Source organism: Cuniculiplasma divulgatum, from assembly GCF_900083515.1.
Lineage (GTDB): Archaea > Thermoplasmatota > Thermoplasmata > Thermoplasmatales > Thermoplasmataceae > Cuniculiplasma > Cuniculiplasma divulgatum.
Map to the genome: position 1 here is coordinate 1,694,025 of NZ_LT671858.1, position 19,665 is coordinate 1,713,689.

A 19,665-nucleotide genomic window follows, 5' to 3' on the forward strand; every position below is an offset into this window, starting at 1 on the left:
GCTTTGGCATGAGAAAAAAAATGAAAAAATGTAATTTTTCCGCGAAATTCAACACGAAAAGGTGGGCAACATGAGTGGAGAAACAGTGAGAAAAAAGCTTACCATAGGATATGATGAAACTGAGTATGTATGCGGAAAAAATGCAATAGAAGTTGAGAACGATGAGGGAACATTCATTGTAAGTGAAACTATAAGTAATATTTACCCAGAGAAGATAAAAAGGTTTTCAGAAGGAAAAATTATCTTTGTTGAAGATGGTGAAAATTCAAAGAGAATTGATAACTATGAAGAAGTCTGCAGGATTTTAATGGAACGAGAAGTGGAGAGGAACAGCTACCTGACATATATAGGAGGGGGTACCATTGGTGACCTTTCTGGTTTCATAGCATCCACGTACAAGAGGGGACTGAGACTGAAAGCAATACCAACAACTCTACTATCACAGATTGACAGTTCCATAGGTGGAAAGAACGGAATAAATTTTTCTGGAGTAAAGAATGCCATAGGAACATTCAGGAACCCTGAAAGAATAGTGGCTGATACTGACTTTCTGATGAAAAATGATCAGATTATAAGAGAGGGCATGGCTGAGATAATAAAACACGGATTTTCCATGGATTACACTATAATTGAAACGCTCCTGAATAATGATATAGAAAGTGTGAAGAATGGAGATATTCTCAGAGATCTGATAGTGAAAAACGCAGATATAAAAGCTTCAGTGTGTAATCAAGATCCATATGAACTTCTGGGAAGAAGATATGTACTGAATTTTGGGCACACAGTAGCACATGGAATTGAAGCAATATCCAGAAACAGAATAACCCACGGAGCGGCAGTGATATATGGAATTATGTATGAAATGAAGATGTCAGAGATCTATGGAATGATGAAGTATGATGGGATAAGTATAATGAACAAACTGATGAAGAGATATGGCGTAAATAAGATAGCGGTCAGTGATGAAATGCTTGATGGAAGCCTTTCATACATAATGAATGACAAGAAAATAAGAAATGGAAAAATTTCAATTCCAATGGCCACTAAACCGGGAATAACAAATATGGCAGAACTTAAAATAGAGGTTTTCAAGGAATTGTTTTTAAAAGCAGGGAGAATGATGTGAGATGATGTATGGACTTCTTGGATCACCCGTTGGAAAGTCCTGGAGTGAGGTTCTATTCAACAGAATATTCGAACTGGAAGAAAATAATAATATTTACACAGCAATAAATGTTAGTCCTGTAACATTGAAACGGTTAATGGAAAAAATGGATGTGAGCTTCCAGGGCTTCAACGTGACAATTCCATATAAGGAAGATATCCTCAGGTATACTGAAAACAGGGACCCGCTTGTGTGGAAGGCTGGTGTTTCAAATGTTATAAAGCGTGAGGGAAATGGTTTTACAGCCTTCAACACAGATTATGCTGGAATTGAGGAGCTATTCACTAAGAATGGTGTGAGGGTGGATGGAAAAAGAGTTGCTATAGCTGGAGCTGGTGGAGTTGCCAGAATAATGATCTATTACATACTTACAAACTTTAGCCCTGACACCATGCATATATTTACCAGAAATCCAGAAATAACCAGAAAAAAAATTAAGGGAACATGGCAGTACGGGAACATGAAAATTAGAAGTTACGATGATATGGAAAAATATGATGTCCTGATCAATTGCACACCACTGGGAATGAATGAAGATGACCAATCACCGTTCTCTCCATATTTTTATGACGAAAAGGCCACTGCCATAGATCTCACATACCAGTATGATGAAACAAAATTCATGAAATATGCTGCTGAAAGTGGAGGCAGGGCAATCAATGGCAGGGATATGTTCTTCAGACAGGCAGAAGAGACTTACAGGATCTTTTTCATGGATGAATGCGAAAGGGAAATATTCAGCAGGGCAAGAGGTGATACTTTAAAATGGATGACGGAACGCTTATCCTGAAAATGAATTCGGGGATATCTGTTCTCAGTGCTTTCGTGAACTGGAAAGGGGCAGCACTGGCACTGGACTATCAGATGGAAATAATGGCAAGAAAAGGAGAGGCAAAGAAAAACCAATGGAATATAAGGAGGATGCTCTCCATATTGAAAAGCCAGTATGGGAAGGATTCAGAACTGCAGATAGATGTAAACAGGAAGATACCTTCAGGGATGGGGCTTAAGAGCAGCAGTGCTCTGGTTTCTGGAGTTGTGAAGGCTTATTCCCTATTCAATGACATTAAAATGGAAATAGAAGATATTGTGACAGTATCAAGCCGAATATCAAGACAGATAAGAGTCTCAGCCACTGGAGCATCTGATGATCTATATGCTTCGGTGCTTGGTGGATTGTGCATAACAGATAACAGGAATGCGAAGCTGCTCAGGCATTACAGGATTAAGGAAAAACATTACATAATAATAACCTCGAAAGGAAGAAGATCGAGTTATGATTTTGGCAAGATTGATCTATCATTCCTCAGGAATGCATATGAGAGAATGTTTCAGAGACTGAATTCATACAACTTCGAGGATATTGCCATCATGAATGGATTTTATCTTGGAACAATATCGGGTATCAATATGCCGGGTGAGATATTGAACAAACTCAGGTTCAACATAATGGGAATAAATGGTAAAGGGCCTTCCCTCTTTCTTCAGTATGAAAACCCAAAAACACTGGAAAGAGACGTGGAAATTCTCAAAAAAGATAATGTGGGCTTTCTTGTTGCCTCGAGTACAAACATTTCTTCATCTCATGAGTGGAAAAATGAGTAGGATTTTAATTCCGCAAGAACTAAATGGAAAGGTGGATGCCCCTTCTTCCAAGAGCATGTCACAGAGGGTTTTATTGCTTTCTGCATTCCTTCCGGGTCACAAACGAATTGGACCGATCTCTGGATGCGATGACGAAATAATTGCACTGGGAATATGCAGTTCTAACGGAATGAAGATAATAAAGGACGGAAAATATTACAATATTTACGGTTCATTCACTAATCCGGAGTTAATAAATGTTGGAGAATCTGGTACTGCTCTCAGAATGGTGCTTGGCCTTCTTGCATCAAGAAGATGCAGTTGCGCAATTGAGACTGAAGGGAAGCTTTTGGAAAGACCATTGAAACCACTTATAATTTCACTGGAAAGCATTGGATGCAGATTTTCAATGAATGGCAGAACACTCATTTTTGATGGTACTAATGCCAAATATGTGAGTGAAATATCCATAAACGGAGAATTGAGTTCCCAGTTCACCAGTTCTATTCTTTTATACATGGCACTCAACCCCATAGACGAAAAGATAGTACATATTGAAGGAGAGATTAATTCAGAAGGATATCTAAATATGACTGCAGATATACTTAGAAAATTGGGGCTGACCATAAAAAGAACCGGAAGTGATTTCATTATAAATGGAACGCTGAATGAAATGAATACTTCATTTGAAATAGAAGGAGATTATTCATCAGCCTCATTCCTTATTGCAGCTGGACTATTACTATCAGGAAAAGGAATAGAGATAAATAATCTGAAAAAGGAAAGCATGCAACCTGATGCAAATATTCTAAATTTGCTTAATGGACTCCTGCAATATGGAGAAAATTCAATAATTGCCATGAAAAAAGATATTACTAGTATGCTAGAGGTTGATGTCAACATAAATCCAGATCTGGCACCAGTTATAGCCCTTCTTGGAATGTTTTCCCAAAAGGGAGCCAGCATTAAAAATTCAGATAGACTATCAGGAAAGGAGAGTGACAGGAAAATGGCCATTATTCAAATAGCTGAAGCCTTTGGGTCGGATGTAACTGAAGAAGACGAAACTCTGTATATTGGTCCATGCCGAGACGATATTTCACCTGCACTCCCAATCTCATTAGATCACAGAATTGTTATGGAGACCATTCTGGCTCAGTCTATGGTATCAGAGAAATTCATTGTACACAATCCTGAAAGTCTTAACAAGAGTTATCCTTCATTTATAGATGATTTAATTTCTCTTGGATTTAAGGAGGAATTGGAATAAGGATTATTAGCAACCAAATGATTTCAAAACATGCTTTTATTTCAGGACATATTGGAATTAACAAAGTCTGAAGCCAGAAAACACATCGAGAATCTGGATGAGAAGGATGTGATTTTTGATCAGACTGAACATGCACATATTACAGTCAGATTGGTAAGATATGAGAAAACGGTTGATAACTTTGATACTAAATTAAATGCAATAATGAATGAGCTGAAGAAACTTCCATTTGTGCAATCCCTGGAATATGAAAATGGTTACATAAATATCATTACAGATGGTTGGTATCTCCTGAATGCCATGCATGAATCCCTTCAAACTACGGGATCTTTTCCTGAATCATTTCAGGACCCGGAGAGGGTGTCTGTTGAACATACAAGCACAAATCCCACTGGTCCCATACATATGGGGAGAATTAGAAATTCCATAATAGGGGATTCCATAGCAAGACTGATGGAAAGGTATGGTTACAGGGTTGTCACTCAGTATTATGTAAATGACTCCGGTAAACAGATGGTATCACTGTATCTCGGCTATGAGAAATTCCACAAAGGTGAGACATTAACAAAGGAAATCCTGCTAGATGGATATAAAAAGATTTATGAATATTTTGAACAAAAAGGTGACGAGAAAGAAGTAGAATTACTAATGGAGAAATATGAGAAAGGGGATGATGACCTCATAAATCAGATCAAGAATATAGCCCAGATAATGCTGGATGATATTGTTTCTGATCTAGAACTCCTCAACATAAAGATGGATGAGTTCACATGGGAGTCAGAATTTATTGTTACTGGAGAAACAGAAGAAGTTATTAAAGATCTATCAGAGTATATACTGGACGAAAATGGGGCATTATACATAGACGTCCCCAATGTCAGGAAGATTTTTGTCAAAAGAAAGAACGGTACAAGTCTCTATGTAACAAGAGATATTGCATACCATATGTACAAATTCTCACAGTATGACAAATGCATTGTTGTGGTAGGGGAAGATCATAAGGAACATGGAAAGATCATGGATTATGTTATGCATCAGCTCCTTGACTATAAGAATTCTCTTGATTTTGTGTATTATGGAATGGTAAATTTAGAATCTGGAAGAATGTCTACAAGAAAGGGCACGAGTGTCACCGTGAAGGAAGTTTATGAGAAGTTATATGAAAAGGCCAGAAACGAAGTGCTGAGTAGATATAGTGAAGAAAAGGATGTTGACAAAATAAGCAGGGATATAGCAGTTTCTTCCCTAAGATTCTATATGCTGAAGATCAATATGCAAAAACCCATTACATTCAAGTGGGAAGATGCCCTGGATTTCAATGGAGAAACTGCTCCCTTTATTATGTATTCCTATACAAGGGCAAGTAGCATAATGGAAAAGGTAAAATCAAGTTCAGAGGAAGCGTCATCTAAAAACATTGAAAAGGAAGAAAATGATCTCATTCTTGAGATGTATAAATATCCATATAAAATAATGAACGCAACCAAAAGCCTGAGACCAGATATCATCACAGGTTATATTCTGGATTTATCTAAAAAATTCACTACATTTTACGAGAAATGTAAGGTACTCGGTGAGGAAACAGGTATACAGGAGAGAAGATTAAACATCCTGAAAACATACATGAACATTATTGACGACAGTTCACAAATTGTTGGAATAAAGAATGTGAAAAAGATGTAAGAGGTATATTAATACTGTAGGTTATGACTCAGGGAATATAGATAATAATAGTTAATAGTTTAAATAATTTAAAAAAATTCTGAAAGGATAGATTTGTCTGGTTTGTATCATGTAAAATGTCCCAATTGCGGAAATGAATTCAATGTGAATTATTCTGAGTGGAATAGTCTTTCTGACACATCATTAGGTTTGATTTTCAGGTGGGGACCTTACTCTTTCTCGGTAAAGTGTCCACAATGTCACAAGAGAGAAAGGTATCATGTTACGCCTGAAGATGCAATTTCTCAGGAAGGACAGCCTCAGGATTAGAAATATTTAAAGACTCTTACCTGTTGGAGAATCTTTTAAACTTTGATGAACTCAAAAATAAATCTATTATGCTGTAAAATAAATTATTAATAAATTTAATTGTAAAAAATAAAGGATTATTGTTTTGTGTTACTGTCCTTCTTTGGCACCTGCTTCTGGTCTGTTATCTTTTTCTGGTTGGACTGTGGGAGAGACTGTTGCCTTACTCTTGCTGCGCCTGGGAATTTTCCCTTTGTGAGCCTGTAATACAGTAGGGCAAGTATCAGTATTATTACTATAATTGCAACTATAACCAGAAGTACTCTATCGGATGAAACACCCACACTCACAGTCTTAACAAGCTGGCCATCCTTCTGTACAAAGTTTGGCTGCGCTGAGTTAGAGGCCTGGAATGACAGGCTCTGTGAACCAGAATTAGCCAGTGATATGTTAATATCATATGTTCTGGTCTGGTTAACTGCCAAAGTTTGTGTGAATGATTTGCTTTTCAAAAGAGCACCATTATCATATACAACTATGGTAAGCCCTGTAACAGATACTTTACCATGATTCGTAACGTTTACCTGAACCTCCTTTGTAACACCTTGAGAGAAAGTTCCCGAATAATGAACACCGCTAACAAGCAGTTTTGGTCCACTGTAAGTAGTTGTGTATGAAATGTTATCATAACCACTCAGTACAGGGTTCGTAACCTTTAGAGATATGTGGATCTTTGCAACAAGGTTGAATTGAACTTCCACCCATGCTGATCTATTCCAGACACTGGAGGAACTGTCATACTTTAGAATTGTAAGATTTGCTGTGTTCGCAGGTATTTTCGTTCCGTTTGCAAACATGAATGTCCAGTTATAGCTAAGCTTTGATTTTCCATAATATTTGTCAGCTGAGTAATTAGCTGTCAGTATCACTGGTGAACCTGCTGGGATTGCAGTAATATTCTTATTTGATGGATTCTGAATTGTTACAACTGCACTTGGATTTGTTGTATCATTGACTATTGCCTTTATCTGAACAGACCTTGTTGTATTTCCTGCACTGGTAACGTTCAGCATTCCAAGTTTAGGGACTCCGTTAATTGTTGGAGTTGTAAACTGGTAGTTTACGGTTGCACCTTTAAGTGTTGAATTTGGAAACATCCAACTGTAACTTAACTGAACACTGTATTTTTCTTTGTTATAGGTAAGGTTCAAGGAACTCAGTGAAGCGTCGAACGTGACCTGTGAGTTTTGTGGTACCGTTATTGATACTGTTCCTGTGTTAGCTGTTGATGACATCACTTTGTGAACTTTGCCGTTAAATGTGTATGTAAAATTTACATTTGGTGATTCAGTGTTCTTCAGCACAATGAACGTTACATTAGTAACATTGGAGAATCCAGAGCTATCCATACCAGTAAGCAAGAACTCTGTAGTTTTCATCAACTTCAAGCTGTAGTTATAGCCATTGTAACTGGTTGTAGAATTTTTCCACATAAACGATACTGGTGACTTATACTGATATTGGCCTATAATTGGATTATAAAGAGTCTTTGACATGTTAATTGAGAATATAGTATTGTATGGAACCACTACAAGTGTGTTTCTTGCAGTTGTGTTAATTACTGAAGAAGTTGTAACCATTCCCTTGTAATATACTACTGCATTTGAGTTTACGAAATATGGATTCTGAACCTTTCCAAAGGAAACAGTTACCATTGAACTTTTGCTTACTGGCATAATTTCAAATGGATTTCCATAGGTAACAGATGATGATGCGGACTGGACTGAAACATTGATGTTGTTGTAATTAATGTAAGTTAAATAGTTTACAGTTGATGGAGTATATTGTGTTCCTTTCTGATAAACCTTCAATACAAGATTCTTATAGTCTTTTGAAGACATTTTTGTATTTGTGTAATTGGCAAAGGTGTAAAGGCTAAGGCTGTATTTATTGTACACCAGGCTTTTCATATCCACATGGCTGTTTGTTAAATTATAATAGGAATTGTTTGCCATGAATGAATAATATGTGTTCGCAGGCATATGTCCTGCAATCTTTTCAACATCATTCACGAACCCCGTTGATAAATTATCCAACGCCTCCTGATATGATAGACTCATTACTGTACTGTTTGCCATATCAGGAAAAGCAGTTCCTGAATTCAAGTTGTAATGTGTTACTACAGATACTGTTTGTAAATTCTTACTTAGGGAATAGTTCTTGAAAACGTTTGATGTGGATGGTATTAGTGTTAATGTTCCTGATGTGGTAATTGAAACCGGTTTATAGCCATTAGCTGCTATCATGAACTCAGTACCACCCTGAGCACTAATATAGTATAAGCCTGAATTAAATGACACAGTTGTATAATGATTTATTGTTGAGTTGAACTCAACTATTTTAAACGAATTTATCTTTGAACCTGATTTTGAGTATACTGCTCCGAAATAGTTAACGGCACTTCTACCAAGCTCTATGGTGACAGTATTTTTTGATTCCAGTGTGAGAATTTGAGATGTTACTCCCTGACTTGGCTCGCTGTTGTAGTAACTGTTTGCATAGAACATGGTGCCATTTGGCAGATATGCGCTGAAAGATGAAGAATTTGTTGTCTTTGTGAAAAAGTTATAACCCTCAGTGGTGGAAAACATTAAAGTCGTGGTTTCACCATTTAGATTTTTTAAGTTAACCGTTGAATATGTGAGAACAACTGCTTTCAGATTTATTGCAACTGCCTGATTTGCAGAATTAACATCCAAATAGTAATATGTCTTGTTTGTTAGATAATGCGCTCCACCTATTATGGAAAGTGTAGGCATTACCGTTACCAGATAACTTCCATAACTTAGTGATACATTTAAGCTGTTGCCAGTATCCGTAAATGTGTACTGACCCTGTGAGGCATTTATGTATATTACAGGGTTAACTGCGAACCCAACTTGATTTTTCCCTTCCATCACATACATGTTGAGATTAACATGGGACGTGGAGGGAGCATAAGAACTTGACGATGATGCTGCGGTGACATTTGCCATGCCCGCAAGAAATACTGCTATCAGAATTGCTGACAACACTTTTTTACTGTCCAATGTGATCTTCCTCTTTTTCGCTAAATAAACTCATACTTATAAACATTCCTTTTAAAGTTCTATTTCCGTAGTTTCTACAGGATTCATAAGATGAAACTTGGTTACTATCTGATATGGCGTTGGAATTTTTCCACTGAACTTAAGCCATTTCTTTTGAATTTTTATGTTCATTTGCTTGAGGAAGTTATATGGGTTCTCAAACGCCATTTTCATTATGTCTTCATGCGAGATTCTGCTGGTATTTTTTTGTATTCTATAAAGGAAATCCATTTCTTCAAAGATACTTGGATTGACAGTCATTACATTATCAGTGCCAAGCATGAGTTTAAAGCCACTTTCAACAAAGACACTGTAATCCGGTCTTATATTAAAAAAATAATTTGACCTTGGTGTTATTGCAATATTATCAGTGATTTCTTTCAGTGGAATAAGCTGATCTTTTTTCAGGGCTGTACAGTGAATCAGAAGGTCCGGTTTGAGATCATATAATGGCCCTATGGGTTCCTGCCTATTTTCACTAAAATGAATTGACACTATGAGCCCCATTTTCTTTGCTTTTTTCCCTATTGATATAATTAAATCATTATCATCATCAGAAACTGCACTAAACCCAACTCCCTGTATTATATCCTTGATTGTTTCAAGATCTTCAATATTTTCTGGTCTTCCAAGCGTTATAGCGTTTGGCTCAGCCTCCCTTATTGCCCTTAATGTTTCAATAGATTTTGATCCAGCTTCTCTGTAGTCAAAAAAACTGCCTGTTCCAATATTCTTCATATATGAAATGGTGTTTTTCATCTCCTTTATTATTTTTGGGTTGCCAGCATTTTTTAGATTTTTAATCTTGAACCCACCTGGGCCAACTACTTCTTCGAGCGATCCGGTTGGTTCGTCCTTGATGAATGAGTCTCCAATGTGCGTATGGGCATTAATTGGTTTTGTAATATAGAAAGCTTCTTCCTTTATATTTTCGTTCTCCTCAAATATCTTTTCGTCGGTATAATAAATGCCTTTCTTATATTCTCCGTTTAAATAGAAAGTTCCTCTGTATTCTGTCATCTCACATTCACCCCTTTATAACCCCAATCGGTTTCAGTCTTGCGATTCCCTCTGCAATTTTTCCACCTACTATGGAATTATATATCTCATCTATATTTTTGTAACTCTCTGGTGCCTCTTCAGTGAGCGCCGAAGTACTTGCAAACTTCATTTCAATCTTCAATGCTTCAAGCTCTTTTTCAATTAATTCTGGAGATAGTTTTTCTTTGGCCATCTTCCTTCCCAGAACTCTCCCTGCACCATGGCAGCTGGTTGAGAATGAAATCTTGCTGTTTCCTCCTACTCCTCTCAGTACATATGAGGCTGTCCCCATACTTCCTGGAACAATTACAGGATGTCCTATTCCAGCATAATAACCGGATGTAGATTCTGGAGGGAGTGCTCTTGTAGCACCCTTTCTATGAACAAGAACCTTTTGTCTCCTCCCTTCGATATCATTCTCCTCGAAAGCTGCAATATTATGTGATATATTGTAAACCAGTTCTGACTCATCTTCCACGAACTCATTCCCCATCACTTTTTTTAGTGCATTTCTAATTAGACTTATGATCATTTGCCTGTTTGCGAATCCATAGTTCGCAGCCCCATTCATGGCGGAAATGTATCTTTCAGCATCCCTGCTGCTCAATTCCATATATGATAGCTGGGCGTCCTTCAGACGTTTGTTGTGATCCAGATCCCTGATTTTCTGAATATAATCTGTTGCCACCTGATGTCCAAGACCTCTTGAACCGGTATGAATCATTACATATACCATGTCCTTATGAATTCCAAATTCTTCTGAAATTTCACTGTTAATGATCTGATCTGCGAATTGTAATTCAATGAAATGGTTTCCGGATCCGAGTGTTCCAAAAAAGTTCATTCCCCGTGAATAAGCTTTTTCCGAAATGTTCGCTGGTTCTGCGCCAAATATAGATCCATTATAATCTGTCTTATTTATATCGTCCTCTGTTGCCATGTCCCTGAAATATAACCACTGAATCCCTTCAGAAGTTATAGCTTCAATATCTCTCCTAGATAATTTATTTCTGCTTCTGGCCATACCTACAGGTACCTGGTTGAATATTTCTTTTAATATATCCTTAATATGCAATCTACATGTCTTTTTGTCCATCCCGGTATTCATCAATGCAACCCCACAGTTGATGTCGTAACCTACCCCGCCTGGAGATACGATCCCGTTATCAGAATCAAATGCAATAACAGACCCGATTGGGAACCCATATCCCTGGTGAATGTCAGGAAGACCAATAGGTATACCAATCTTTCCTGGAAGTTCTGCCATGTTGAGGAGCTGTGTAATAGCTTCAGTTCCCATTGCCTGATTTATTATATTCTCTGTACCTATGACTCTGGCGATTGAATGACCATCTTTTATTAAATAGGAAAAATCTTTTTCTCTACTAACTTTCAGTCCCATCCCAGATGATATTTAATAATACTTAATAAACAGTGAAATATTAACATCATATGGATGATATCCTGGAAGTTGAAACACTTGAGGCCGACTTTTCATTCAAGCTTCGTCTGGAGATATATCTAAGAAATACTGCAATTAGAATAAGGGCCCGCTCCAATACTCCAGAAAAATTTGATGACTATATAGCAGAAAGAGAGAAGATAATAAGGTCTATGATAGGAAAAGAACAGAGTGTTTCAGACAAGGGCAAAATAATTTATCCATGAAAATTCTTTATAAAATCTACTTATCACTTTGCCTAAAAAGGAAATTATATTTTTTCTAAATAAGAATTAATATTCCTTAATGATTGTGGATGGATTATTGTGGCAATTGGAGATAACGTATTTAAGGAACTGCGGGATGCGCTGGAAACCGCAAAAAGGCATATTAGTATTATTGAATCTCTTATGAGAGAACAACCCTCAGGAATTATCAAAATTTCTCAACTCACAGGTCTGCCTGATCATAAAATAAGGTATTCCCTGAGAGTCCTTGAAAAGGATGGCATTATAATACCATCAAAGGACGGAGCGATCATTACACCAGATTTTGTTGAAAAGAAGGAAGAACTTCTGGATGGTATCAGAGATATCCTGAAAGACATGAACTCACTTGAAGATGAGATAAACAAATCACTTGTGGGAAGAAAGTGAATCAATGGAAGAAAACTCCTATGAAATAAGAGTTGCCGTTCCGTCTGATGCAGCTGGCATCATTAAGTGCATGCAGAACGTAATGAGTGAAAAAATATACCTCGTAAGCGAGATATATCTTTACACAGAAAGAGGACAAAAGGATATATTGCGAAACCCCGATGATCTTACTCTTGTAACCGTTTTTAATGGGGAAATAGTTGGAACCATGAATATACAGAGAGGCTTTTATAAGAAAAATCGACACACGGCCAACCTTGGAATTGCGATTGTTTCTGAACATCGGGGAAAGGGGATAGGAAAAAGGATGATCGAGAATGGAATAAAGTGGTGCAGAGAGAATGGAATTATAAAGCTGAATCTGGAAGTATTTTCCTCAAATGAGAATGCAATATCACTCTATAAGAAGTTAGGATTTACTTTAGAAGGACAGAGAAAAGGGCAATTTCTGGTTGAAAATAGCTATGTTGACGACATATTAATGACCATTTATCCCATGGAGCATAAAGAATAGGAACCCTAAAGGATTATGACGTTTTGAATAGAACTTACAATTTAGAAGAACAACAAAAAGATGATCAATGATTTTAGAATTGTTTAATGTTTTCAGAGATTTATAGGTATCCGCTGATCATGGAGATAGATTTATTATTTAGGATAACAGGCTACGGAATATGGTGTTATAAGTTGAAGGAAACCTTAAATTCTACTAATTTTTTCCATATAAATTTAAAATTAGAAACCGGGAGCAATTCATTTTAGACTGTGGAAAGTGATTTAAACCCTTAAAGCGATCAGTACTAATAATGAGGTCGTTCGGAAAGTCAGATATATTATTTCTGATATTTTTTGCAGACATGACCGTGCTTATGTTATATGGAATGAGTGAACTTCTCAGTTACACATATATACACGGTGGGATGGTAGCATCATCCATAACCTTGAAGAATATGTTTGTCTACTTTTACTATCCACCGAAGAATATTCTCTCCCTGTATCTCCCTATTCCATTCTTTGCTGGTATTGGTGTCCTTTTTGCACTATACCTGTATATTTTCTACTATAATTACAGGACTACCGCAAATCATAGAGGTAAAAATCCCCTTGATTCTCCAATTGGTTATATAGCTGGCATTGGCTCACTCATATACTTTTTATCTATAGTTCTGGTTCTGTTTCAGGATGCTTTGGGAGCCCCAATCAGTGCAAAGGGGATCACTGAAATTGAGAATACAGAACCCGTCTTCTTTTATTTTCAACTAATTTATGCTCCTTTTGTGGAAGAACTTGAATTCAGGATTCTTCCTATTGGTATCTATCTGGCAATAAGATATTATCTGCAGAAAAGAGATTACAAAATCTGGGAGGTATTTCTTGTTCCGGGGAAACTGATGAAGAAATTCCATAGAAAACTTGACCTGTACGACTGGATAATGATTTTTGGAACCAGCATTCTATTCGGATATGCCCATTATGCATATGGAGACTGGAGTCTTTCTAAAATACCTCAGGCTGCTCTTGGTGGATTTGCCTTTGCTATTGGATTCATGATCTTTGGTCCATTTGTGGACATTCCAATGCATTTCTTATTCGACGGTACATTTACAGTTGATATACTGCCATATGGAAGTGCAGCCCTGTCTCCAATAATAATCGGGATAGTACTGGTTTTCATATGTGCAATCATCACCATAATTCTCATAATTATCAGGTATACAAAGAATAAAATGGAAGGAAATGAGGAACCTTCAATACAGGTTCAGTAAAAATCTATTTTTCTCTATTTTGAAGTTATTTTTGAGCATACTTTGGATTACTGCTGGATAGTATTGTAGTTCGTATTTATGAATTCTTTCCTGTAAAGATTCAGGGGAATCTTCTGCAAGAACAGGAACAGCATACTGAAAAATTACTGGTCCACGATCAACTTCGCTGTTCACAATGTGGATTGTGAAGCCGCTGTACTGTACCCCATAATCAATGGCTGCTCTATGCACTTTGATTCCATAGAAACCCTTTCCTCCAAATGATGGAAGAAGAGAAGGATGGATGTTTACAATTCGATCTGGAAATGCCGCCAGAAGAGATGGTTCTATTATCCTAAGGAATCCTGCAAGGACTATCATGTCTGGTTTCTTCTTTTTAAGAATCCTTGGAGTTTCTGAGTTATATTCTATGATTTCCACACCATTGTTTTTGGCTATACTTACAGCCCCTGATTTCATTCTGTCAGAAACAAGGCTTGCCACATTGAAAGATGAATCCTTTCTGTGTGAATATTCTAGTATTGCACTGAATGTTGTACCGGAGCCAGAGGCAAAAACTATTATGGATTTTCCTTTCATATTGTGGTAATTATCCCTTAAATAAAAGAATGACCATTATTTGAATGGAAATCATTCGTTCAGTTTATATGTGTGATATGTGATAAGGAATGGATGGAAATCTGGATTGAGAAATACAGACCAGAAAAGGTAAGCGATGTTGCTGGTCAGAAAGAAACAGTAAAGATGCTGGAAGGTTTCATCAAGTCGGGAGAGATGCCCCATCTTATTTTTGCAGGTCCACCAGGTGTGGGAAAAACAACAATGGCTCTCTGTCTTGCAAGGGAGATGCTGGGAGAAAACTGGAGAGATCACCTGCTTGAGCTTAACGCATCTAATGATAGAGGCATTGACGTTATAAAGAATGATGTTAAGGAATTTGCAAGAAATGGATCAATAACTGATGGGAAATTCAAGATTGTTTTCTTTGACGAGTCAGATCAGTTAACGCCAGAGGCTCAGGCAGCCCTGAGAAGAACGATGGAGATATATTACAAAAATGTGAGGTTTATATTTTCATGCAATTACAGTTCTGGTATAATTCCACCCATACAATCGAGATGCGTTATTGTAAGATTTAGAAAGATATCATTAGAAGATATGGTAGAAGCCCTTAAGAAAATTGCCGACACAGAGAAACTTCCAGTAGATGGAGAGATACTTGAGGCAATTTTTGAAAATTCTGATGGCGATATGAGAAAGGCAGTAAATATTTTACAGTCCATAAGCTTTATAGAGAAACCCACAGTAAAAGATGTTTTCGATGTGGCAGGGTCAATAGATGAAAAGGAGGTTGTGCCACTTTTAAGCAACATGAGGCATGGGAATTTTGTTGAGGCTTCAAGGATTTCTACAGGTCTCATAGTGGATAAGGGATTTTCCGCCATAGATATTATAAAGGCGCTTCATAAATTAATATCAAGAGAACAAACATCACCAATAATAAAGAGAGAAAGTTTCATGGCTCTTGCAGAAGTTGAACTGAGGCTGGCTCAGGGTGGTTCTGATAATATACAGTTAGACTATCTTGTAGCAAGGATGTGCAAGCTGTCAACTGAAAATCTATGAGGATTTATACTAAGGATGTCCATGTAGATTATATCTAGATGGATTGCCCGGCTTGATAATTTTCCAAATTCCTAATATTCGTCAATTTTTCTATTTCTCTTTGAATCCATGTCCTTCTTCATTCTTGTTACCATTACCTTTTCTTTTCTTTGACTGGAATAATAGTATGCCTGATCCCTGGTTCCACTGAATATCAGTATGTATACCTTTCCAGCCTTGAACCTACCTGTTCTTCCTCTCCTCTGGATTGTTCTTATTTCTGACGCAACTGGTTCGTAAAATATTACAAGATCTGTTGACGGTATATCCAGACCTTCTTCTGCCACACTGGTCGCAAGCATTACATTATAGGTACCATTTTTGAATTTATCTATACCTTCCCTCTGAGAACTCTGAGACATTCCCTTATCTCCTTCCCTGTTTCCCTGGCCAACAAACCTGATTGCCCTAATGGTTGCTGAATTTTCTTCCAGATACTTCAAAAGAATTTCTGATGTTTTCCTGTAATGTGTGAATACCAGACACCTTGACTCTGGATGTTCCTTTATTAGAAGTTCTGCCATTTCCTTAACTTTTTTGAATTTAGGGTTTTCATAATTTTCTGAGGCTGTTTTAATAAGTGTTTCCACCTGCTGAAATGTCGAATTTCTCTTCCACAGGTTCAGGGTCCTGATCAGAGACTTATCTTCTGAACTTTCCATTTCCTGCAAATAATTATTTCCTATTTCTATCCCCTGTGTTTCTATGTATTCCATCAACACATCAAGTCTGATTACTGCGGTAAAATATGGAATGGATGTAAATAATGACTTGTCTCCAGAAGTTGCCCTTTTTGATAGATCACGAATGTATTCACTCATCTCTGATCTTGATGCACCTTTCTTAACATAACTGAATTTCTTCTGGATCTGGTCCATAAAATCCTTCTTGGTTTCCCTGAGAAGTGAAATACACTTTTCCTGTTCTGGGCTGATCCTTATGAAAACGGGTTCTGTGTCCGAACCCTTAACATAAGGAGCAATATCAGGATCTTCATCGGTTCTGATCATTACACTATTAATTTTCAGATTCTCCTTGATCTCGTCAACTTTCTCATTTTTAGAGCCTGGACTTGCGGTCATTGCAAGGATTCTCCTGTCGGGTAGATTGTGAAATTCCTTAGCCACGTTAACGTAGGCATAGTTACCAGTTGCCCTATGTGCCTCATCCACAATGAGAAGGTAAAAATTGTTCATAAAAACTATTTCACGCTTAATGTCCTTTTCCACCGTCTGAGGAGTTGATATTATGAACTGTCCTTCTGCCCATTCACTCATTCTCTTATCCACAGGGTCATGCCCCGTAAGGCTTCTTATTTTGATATTCTGTCCTTCAAATAGCTTCGTCATAGTCTGAAAATGCTGGTCAACAAGTGGCCTTGTGGGTGAAATCATAATGACTTTTTTGTTTTGCTTAATGTATGTATATGCCAGCATGGCAGAAACTAAAGTTTTTCCAAGTCCGGTTGGGAGTATCAGTAAAAGATTTGATCTCAGTGCTTTCCTATATGCTTCTACCTGATATGGTCTTGGCCTGAGATCGTTAAATTCTGGTATGTCTTCGTCCATTCCTCAGGTACATCCTGAGAGATTTAAATATTCTTTCCTTCCTTTGTGCCAAGTATGTGGCAGTTTTTAATTGGTATAGAACCACTTTGATATGCTATATTTTATGATAAAAACTGACTACAAATTATAATAACTTTGATTAAATGCTGAATGAAGGGCCGGTAGATCAGGGGTAGATCGCTTGCTTCGCAAGCAAGAGGCCTCGGGTTCAAATCCCGACCGGTCCATTTAATCTATTAATCGAATACTTTTTATCCCGGCACCCGTTATGTTCTCATGACCATGCAGCCGAAGTACCAGGAACTGCTTCTTGATGATGATGTGAGAAGGTGGTACGAGAACCTCAGGGCAAAGTCGGTTCTTACTGCGACAGTTGCATTGAGGAATCTGGGCCACTATTGTGAGCTTACCCACACAAATCCAAAGGGCATATTGAATAAAGCAAGCGCCAGCGAGAAGGATTTCAGGTACGAATTCACGGATTTTGTCAGGAGGATGGAAAAGGAAGGCAAGGCAGGATCATACATAGCGAGATTCAAGAAGGTCATTATCTCTTGGCTGAAGTTTAACGGTATTGGTTTGCAGTTAACCGTTAACATATCCGGGGAAAACGAAACACCGACAATCGTTAACGAGAGAGTTCCAAGCAAGGAAGAACTGGGTAGAATACTCAGGAAAGCCACATCAAGAGGGAGAGTTGCCATAGCCATTATAGCGTTTTCAGGCCTCAGACCGGAATCCCTGGGAGATTACGAAGGCACAGACGGATTGAAACTTGGCGACATCAAAGAATTACGTATATCTGATGAAATACAGTTCGAAAAGACTCCTGCAATGATTGTGGTGAAGAACAAGCTGAGCAAGGCAAGGCATCAGTACTTCAGCTTCATCGGAGAAGAAGGCGCAACCTACATAAAGGAATATCTTGAGGAGAGAAGGAAGCTGGGCGAGGAGCTGACCTACGAGTCTCCATTGTTGCAGTTCGATGTCAGAGGAGTTAAGAAGAACGCATTCCTGAGAACCACTCTTGTTACCAGGGATATAAGGGAAGCAATAGAAAACTCAGGCCTGAAGATGCGTCCATATGTCCTGAGAGCGTATTTCTCAACGGCATTGGATATTGCAGAGGCAAAGGGCCTGATATCCCATCCATGGAGACAGTTCATCATGGGCCACAAGGGAGACATAGAAGCCCGATACTCTACGAACAAACGGCTACTACCTCCTGATGTAATTGAGGAGATGAGGGAGGCATACAGGAAGAGCACGAAATTCCTTGAGACCAGATACAGCGAGCTTGAGGAGGACAAGGCCCGGTTGTATCTGCAGCAGCAACTCCTATCAGCAGTTGGCTACAAACCGGAGGAGATTGACAAAATGGATCTCACCGACATAAGCAGCGACGACTTCCAGAAGCTACTCAGGGACAAGGTCGCGGGAGCCATGGCCAGCAACGGCTCGAAACAGAGGCTTGTTCCAATGAATGAGATAGAGAAGCTCCTGAGCGAAGGATACGAGTTCCAGGCAGTTCTGCCCAACGGAAAGGCTATAATGAAAATGCCGTTTTAGTTGGGCTATCTAGGGGTTTCGATAAATGAAGTTAGATAGAGTTATAGGCTCTTGTTCGCATTATGCGTGAAGGTAATAAATATAATTCGATTAGCTAAACTGATAAAAGCAGAAGCCTGCGATCATTTCTATGCTCTTATGTCGCCCTAGTTAATAGGGTCAACATTTTTATAACATGATTTTATTCATAAATTATGAGCTGCAGTAATTGTTTTGACGCAAAGGGGAGGAAGATTACCAAAATAAGCGTGCCACACACAGAGACCTATAAGGTGGGAGCAACAAACGTAACCGAAGGAGTTACGGTTGTGCAATTTAAAGAGGGCCCTGGAGCGATCCTTAACTGGAAGTACATTATCGAAGGAGAAACTTCATCAAATGCCTCGATTACATACGTAATACAGCATAGCGGAAAAACAATAACCAATAAATTCAGGACAAAGTACATTGACACAATCAACGGTAAGAAAATTGTTCATGTTGAGGGAAGCGGACTGAACTCGAACGGCAGGGTTACGACTGCTAACCAAGATGTCGCTCTCTCGAACATAAAATCGGACCCAAATACCATCGAGTGTCTTATCTGCCATGCTCTTGGAACGGTGCTCTGTACACTTCTCGCAGATGGAGTTTCTGAGGACTTGGCTTGCGAGGAGGCATCGGGTATTGTATGCCTGGAATTCATAGAAGACCCTATTGTTTATGTCGTCTGTTTTGGAGTCGTGGCATCTATTTGCGATGTTGTCCTTCAAACGGTAGTAGATATTGGCGTTCACGTAGCGTGTGAACTTGGTGCAGATTATATATGCGAGAAAGCAATCGGTTGTTCTCTATGATGTAT

17 protein-coding genes and 1 tRNA gene are annotated in these 19,665 nt (G+C 38.1%); 13 read left to right on the forward strand and 5 right to left on the reverse strand.

Going from position 1 to position 19,665, the window contains the following annotated elements:
• Positions 1-70 precede the first annotated feature (70 nt).
• The 5 genes from CSP5_RS08395 to argS are packed head-to-tail and all read left to right on the forward strand — an operon-like array spanning position 71 to position 5,702.
• The gene (locus CSP5_RS08395) at positions 71-1,126 is read left to right on the forward strand and encodes a 3-dehydroquinate synthase (protein ID WP_148690126.1); all 1,056 of its coding nucleotides are present in this window, start codon (positions 71-73) and stop codon (positions 1,124-1,126) included.
• A gap of 1 nt (position 1,127) precedes the next feature.
• On the forward strand, positions 1,128-1,955 hold the full coding sequence (locus CSP5_RS08400; protein ID WP_148690127.1) for a shikimate dehydrogenase family protein: 828 nt from the start codon (positions 1,128-1,130) through the stop codon (positions 1,953-1,955).
• Positions 1,931-2,770, forward strand: a complete 840-nt coding sequence (locus tag CSP5_RS08405; protein ID WP_148690128.1) for a shikimate kinase — start codon at positions 1,931-1,933, stop codon at positions 2,768-2,770. The genes CSP5_RS08400 and CSP5_RS08405 overlap by 25 nt, the downstream gene beginning before the upstream one ends.
• Positions 2,763-4,019 (forward strand): 3-phosphoshikimate 1-carboxyvinyltransferase, encoded by a 1,257-nt coding sequence (locus CSP5_RS08410; RefSeq protein WP_172399451.1) that lies wholly within the window; start codon positions 2,763-2,765, stop codon positions 4,017-4,019. The genes CSP5_RS08405 and CSP5_RS08410 overlap by 8 nt, the downstream gene beginning before the upstream one ends.
• Before the next feature lie 30 nt (positions 4,020-4,049).
• Positions 4,050-5,702 carry an arginine--tRNA ligase gene (gene argS / locus CSP5_RS08415; RefSeq protein WP_021790369.1) on the forward strand — a complete coding sequence of 551 codons (1,653 nt, stop codon included), beginning with the start codon at positions 4,050-4,052 and terminating at the stop codon, positions 5,700-5,702.
• 425 nt (positions 5,703-6,127) lie between these two features.
• On the opposite strand, the gene CSP5_RS08420 is transcribed toward argS, so the two are convergent.
• Genes CSP5_RS08420 through CSP5_RS08430 form a run of 3 tightly spaced genes read right to left on the reverse strand, consistent with a single transcriptional unit; the run spans position 6,128 to position 11,561 of the window.
• Positions 6,128-9,079: a hypothetical protein gene (locus CSP5_RS08420; RefSeq protein ID WP_148690130.1), complete on the reverse strand. Its 2,952-nt coding sequence runs from the start codon at positions 9,077-9,079 to the stop codon at positions 6,128-6,130.
• Between the two features lie 51 nt (positions 9,080-9,130).
• Positions 9,131-10,138, reverse strand: a complete 1,008-nt coding sequence (locus CSP5_RS08425; protein WP_021790367.1) for an amidohydrolase family protein — start codon at positions 10,136-10,138, stop codon at positions 9,131-9,133.
• 7 nt (positions 10,139-10,145) lie between these two features.
• Positions 10,146-11,561, reverse strand: coding sequence for an RtcB family protein (locus CSP5_RS08430; RefSeq protein WP_021790366.1), 1,416 nt, complete (start codon positions 11,559-11,561; stop codon positions 10,146-10,148).
• A 50-nt stretch (positions 11,562-11,611) separates the two neighbouring features.
• On the opposite strand from CSP5_RS08430, the gene CSP5_RS08435 reads away from it, so the two are divergent.
• From CSP5_RS08435 to CSP5_RS08450, 4 genes are all read left to right on the forward strand, one after another.
• Complete coding sequence (locus CSP5_RS08435; RefSeq protein WP_021790365.1) at positions 11,612-11,827, forward strand: hypothetical protein; 216 nt, start codon at positions 11,612-11,614, stop codon at positions 11,825-11,827.
• A gap of 99 nt (positions 11,828-11,926) precedes the next feature.
• The gene (locus CSP5_RS08440; RefSeq protein WP_021790364.1) at positions 11,927-12,256 is read left to right on the forward strand and encodes a hypothetical protein; all 330 of its coding nucleotides are present in this window, start codon (positions 11,927-11,929) and stop codon (positions 12,254-12,256) included.
• Between the two features lie 4 nt (positions 12,257-12,260).
• Positions 12,261-12,770 (forward strand): GNAT family N-acetyltransferase, encoded by a 510-nt coding sequence (locus CSP5_RS08445; RefSeq protein ID WP_077076904.1) that lies wholly within the window; start codon positions 12,261-12,263, stop codon positions 12,768-12,770.
• A 292-nt stretch (positions 12,771-13,062) separates the two neighbouring features.
• A complete protein-coding gene (locus tag CSP5_RS08450) occupies positions 13,063-14,022 on the forward strand; it encodes a CPBP family glutamic-type intramembrane protease (RefSeq protein WP_021790362.1) in 960 nt (319 codons plus the stop codon).
• On the opposite strand, the gene purN is transcribed toward CSP5_RS08450, so the two are convergent.
• Positions 14,005-14,601 carry a phosphoribosylglycinamide formyltransferase gene (gene purN / locus CSP5_RS08455; RefSeq protein ID WP_148690131.1) on the reverse strand — a complete coding sequence of 199 codons (597 nt, stop codon included), beginning with the start codon at positions 14,599-14,601 and terminating at the stop codon, positions 14,005-14,007. The two genes, CSP5_RS08450 and purN, sit on opposite strands and share 18 nt — an antisense overlap.
• 93 nt (positions 14,602-14,694) lie before the next feature.
• Here purN and CSP5_RS08460 point away from each other — a divergent pair, with 93 nt between their 5' ends.
• Positions 14,695-15,648: a replication factor C small subunit gene (locus CSP5_RS08460; RefSeq protein ID WP_148690132.1), complete on the forward strand. Its 954-nt coding sequence runs from the start codon at positions 14,695-14,697 to the stop codon at positions 15,646-15,648.
• A 71-nt stretch (positions 15,649-15,719) separates the two neighbouring features.
• Here the strand turns inward: CSP5_RS08460 and CSP5_RS08465 are convergent, their stop codons facing one another.
• On the reverse strand, positions 15,720-17,255 hold the full coding sequence (locus tag CSP5_RS08465; protein WP_148690133.1) for a DEAD/DEAH box helicase: 1,536 nt from the start codon (positions 17,253-17,255) through the stop codon (positions 15,720-15,722).
• A gap of 155 nt (positions 17,256-17,410) precedes the next feature.
• Here CSP5_RS08465 and CSP5_RS08470 point away from each other — a divergent pair.
• From CSP5_RS08470 to CSP5_RS08480, 3 genes are all read left to right on the forward strand, one after another.
• A tRNA-Ala gene (locus CSP5_RS08470) sits at positions 17,411-17,482 on the forward strand.
• 49 nt (positions 17,483-17,531) lie between these two features.
• Positions 17,532-18,824: a site-specific integrase gene (locus CSP5_RS08475; protein ID WP_148690134.1), complete on the forward strand. Its 1,293-nt coding sequence runs from the start codon at positions 17,532-17,534 to the stop codon at positions 18,822-18,824.
• A 194-nt stretch (positions 18,825-19,018) separates the two neighbouring features.
• Positions 19,019-19,660 carry a hypothetical protein gene (locus tag CSP5_RS08480; protein ID WP_148690135.1) on the forward strand — a complete coding sequence of 214 codons (642 nt, stop codon included), beginning with the start codon at positions 19,019-19,021 and terminating at the stop codon, positions 19,658-19,660.
• Positions 19,661-19,665 lie beyond the last annotated feature (5 nt).

What these genes read in the sequence shown, in the direction of transcription:
- CSP5_RS08395 (WP_148690126.1), top strand. Translation starts at nt 71, where the DNA reads ATGAGTGGAGAAACAGTGAGAAAAAAGCTTACCATAGGATATGATGAA.
- CSP5_RS08400 (WP_148690127.1), top strand. Translation starts at nt 1,128, where the DNA reads ATGATGTATGGACTTCTTGGATCACCCGTTGGAAAGTCCTGGAGTGAG.
- CSP5_RS08405 (WP_148690128.1), top strand. Translation starts at nt 1,931, where the DNA reads ATGGATGACGGAACGCTTATCCTGAAAATGAATTCGGGGATATCTGTT.
- CSP5_RS08410 (WP_172399451.1), top strand. Translation starts at nt 2,763, where the DNA reads ATGAGTAGGATTTTAATTCCGCAAGAACTAAATGGAAAGGTGGATGCC.
- argS (WP_021790369.1), top strand. Translation starts at nt 4,050, where the DNA reads ATGCTTTTATTTCAGGACATATTGGAATTAACAAAGTCTGAAGCCAGA.
- CSP5_RS08425 (WP_021790367.1), bottom strand. Translation starts at nt 10,138, where the DNA reads ATGACAGAATACAGAGGAACTTTCTATTTAAACGGAGAATATAAGAAA.
- CSP5_RS08430 (WP_021790366.1), bottom strand. Translation starts at nt 11,561, where the DNA reads ATGGGACTGAAAGTTAGTAGAGAAAAAGATTTTTCCTATTTAATAAAA.
- CSP5_RS08435 (WP_021790365.1), top strand. Translation starts at nt 11,612, where the DNA reads ATGGATGATATCCTGGAAGTTGAAACACTTGAGGCCGACTTTTCATTC.
- CSP5_RS08445 (WP_077076904.1), top strand. Translation starts at nt 12,261, where the DNA reads ATGGAAGAAAACTCCTATGAAATAAGAGTTGCCGTTCCGTCTGATGCA.
- CSP5_RS08450 (WP_021790362.1), top strand. Translation starts at nt 13,063, where the DNA reads ATGAGGTCGTTCGGAAAGTCAGATATATTATTTCTGATATTTTTTGCA.
- purN (WP_148690131.1), bottom strand. Translation starts at nt 14,601, where the DNA reads ATGAAAGGAAAATCCATAATAGTTTTTGCCTCTGGCTCCGGTACAACA.
- CSP5_RS08460 (WP_148690132.1), top strand. Translation starts at nt 14,695, where the DNA reads ATGGAAATCTGGATTGAGAAATACAGACCAGAAAAGGTAAGCGATGTT.
- CSP5_RS08465 (WP_148690133.1), bottom strand. Translation starts at nt 17,255, where the DNA reads ATGGACGAAGACATACCAGAATTTAACGATCTCAGGCCAAGACCATAT.
- CSP5_RS08475 (WP_148690134.1), top strand. Translation starts at nt 17,532, where the DNA reads ATGACCATGCAGCCGAAGTACCAGGAACTGCTTCTTGATGATGATGTG.
- CSP5_RS08480 (WP_148690135.1), top strand. Translation starts at nt 19,019, where the DNA reads ATGAGCTGCAGTAATTGTTTTGACGCAAAGGGGAGGAAGATTACCAAA.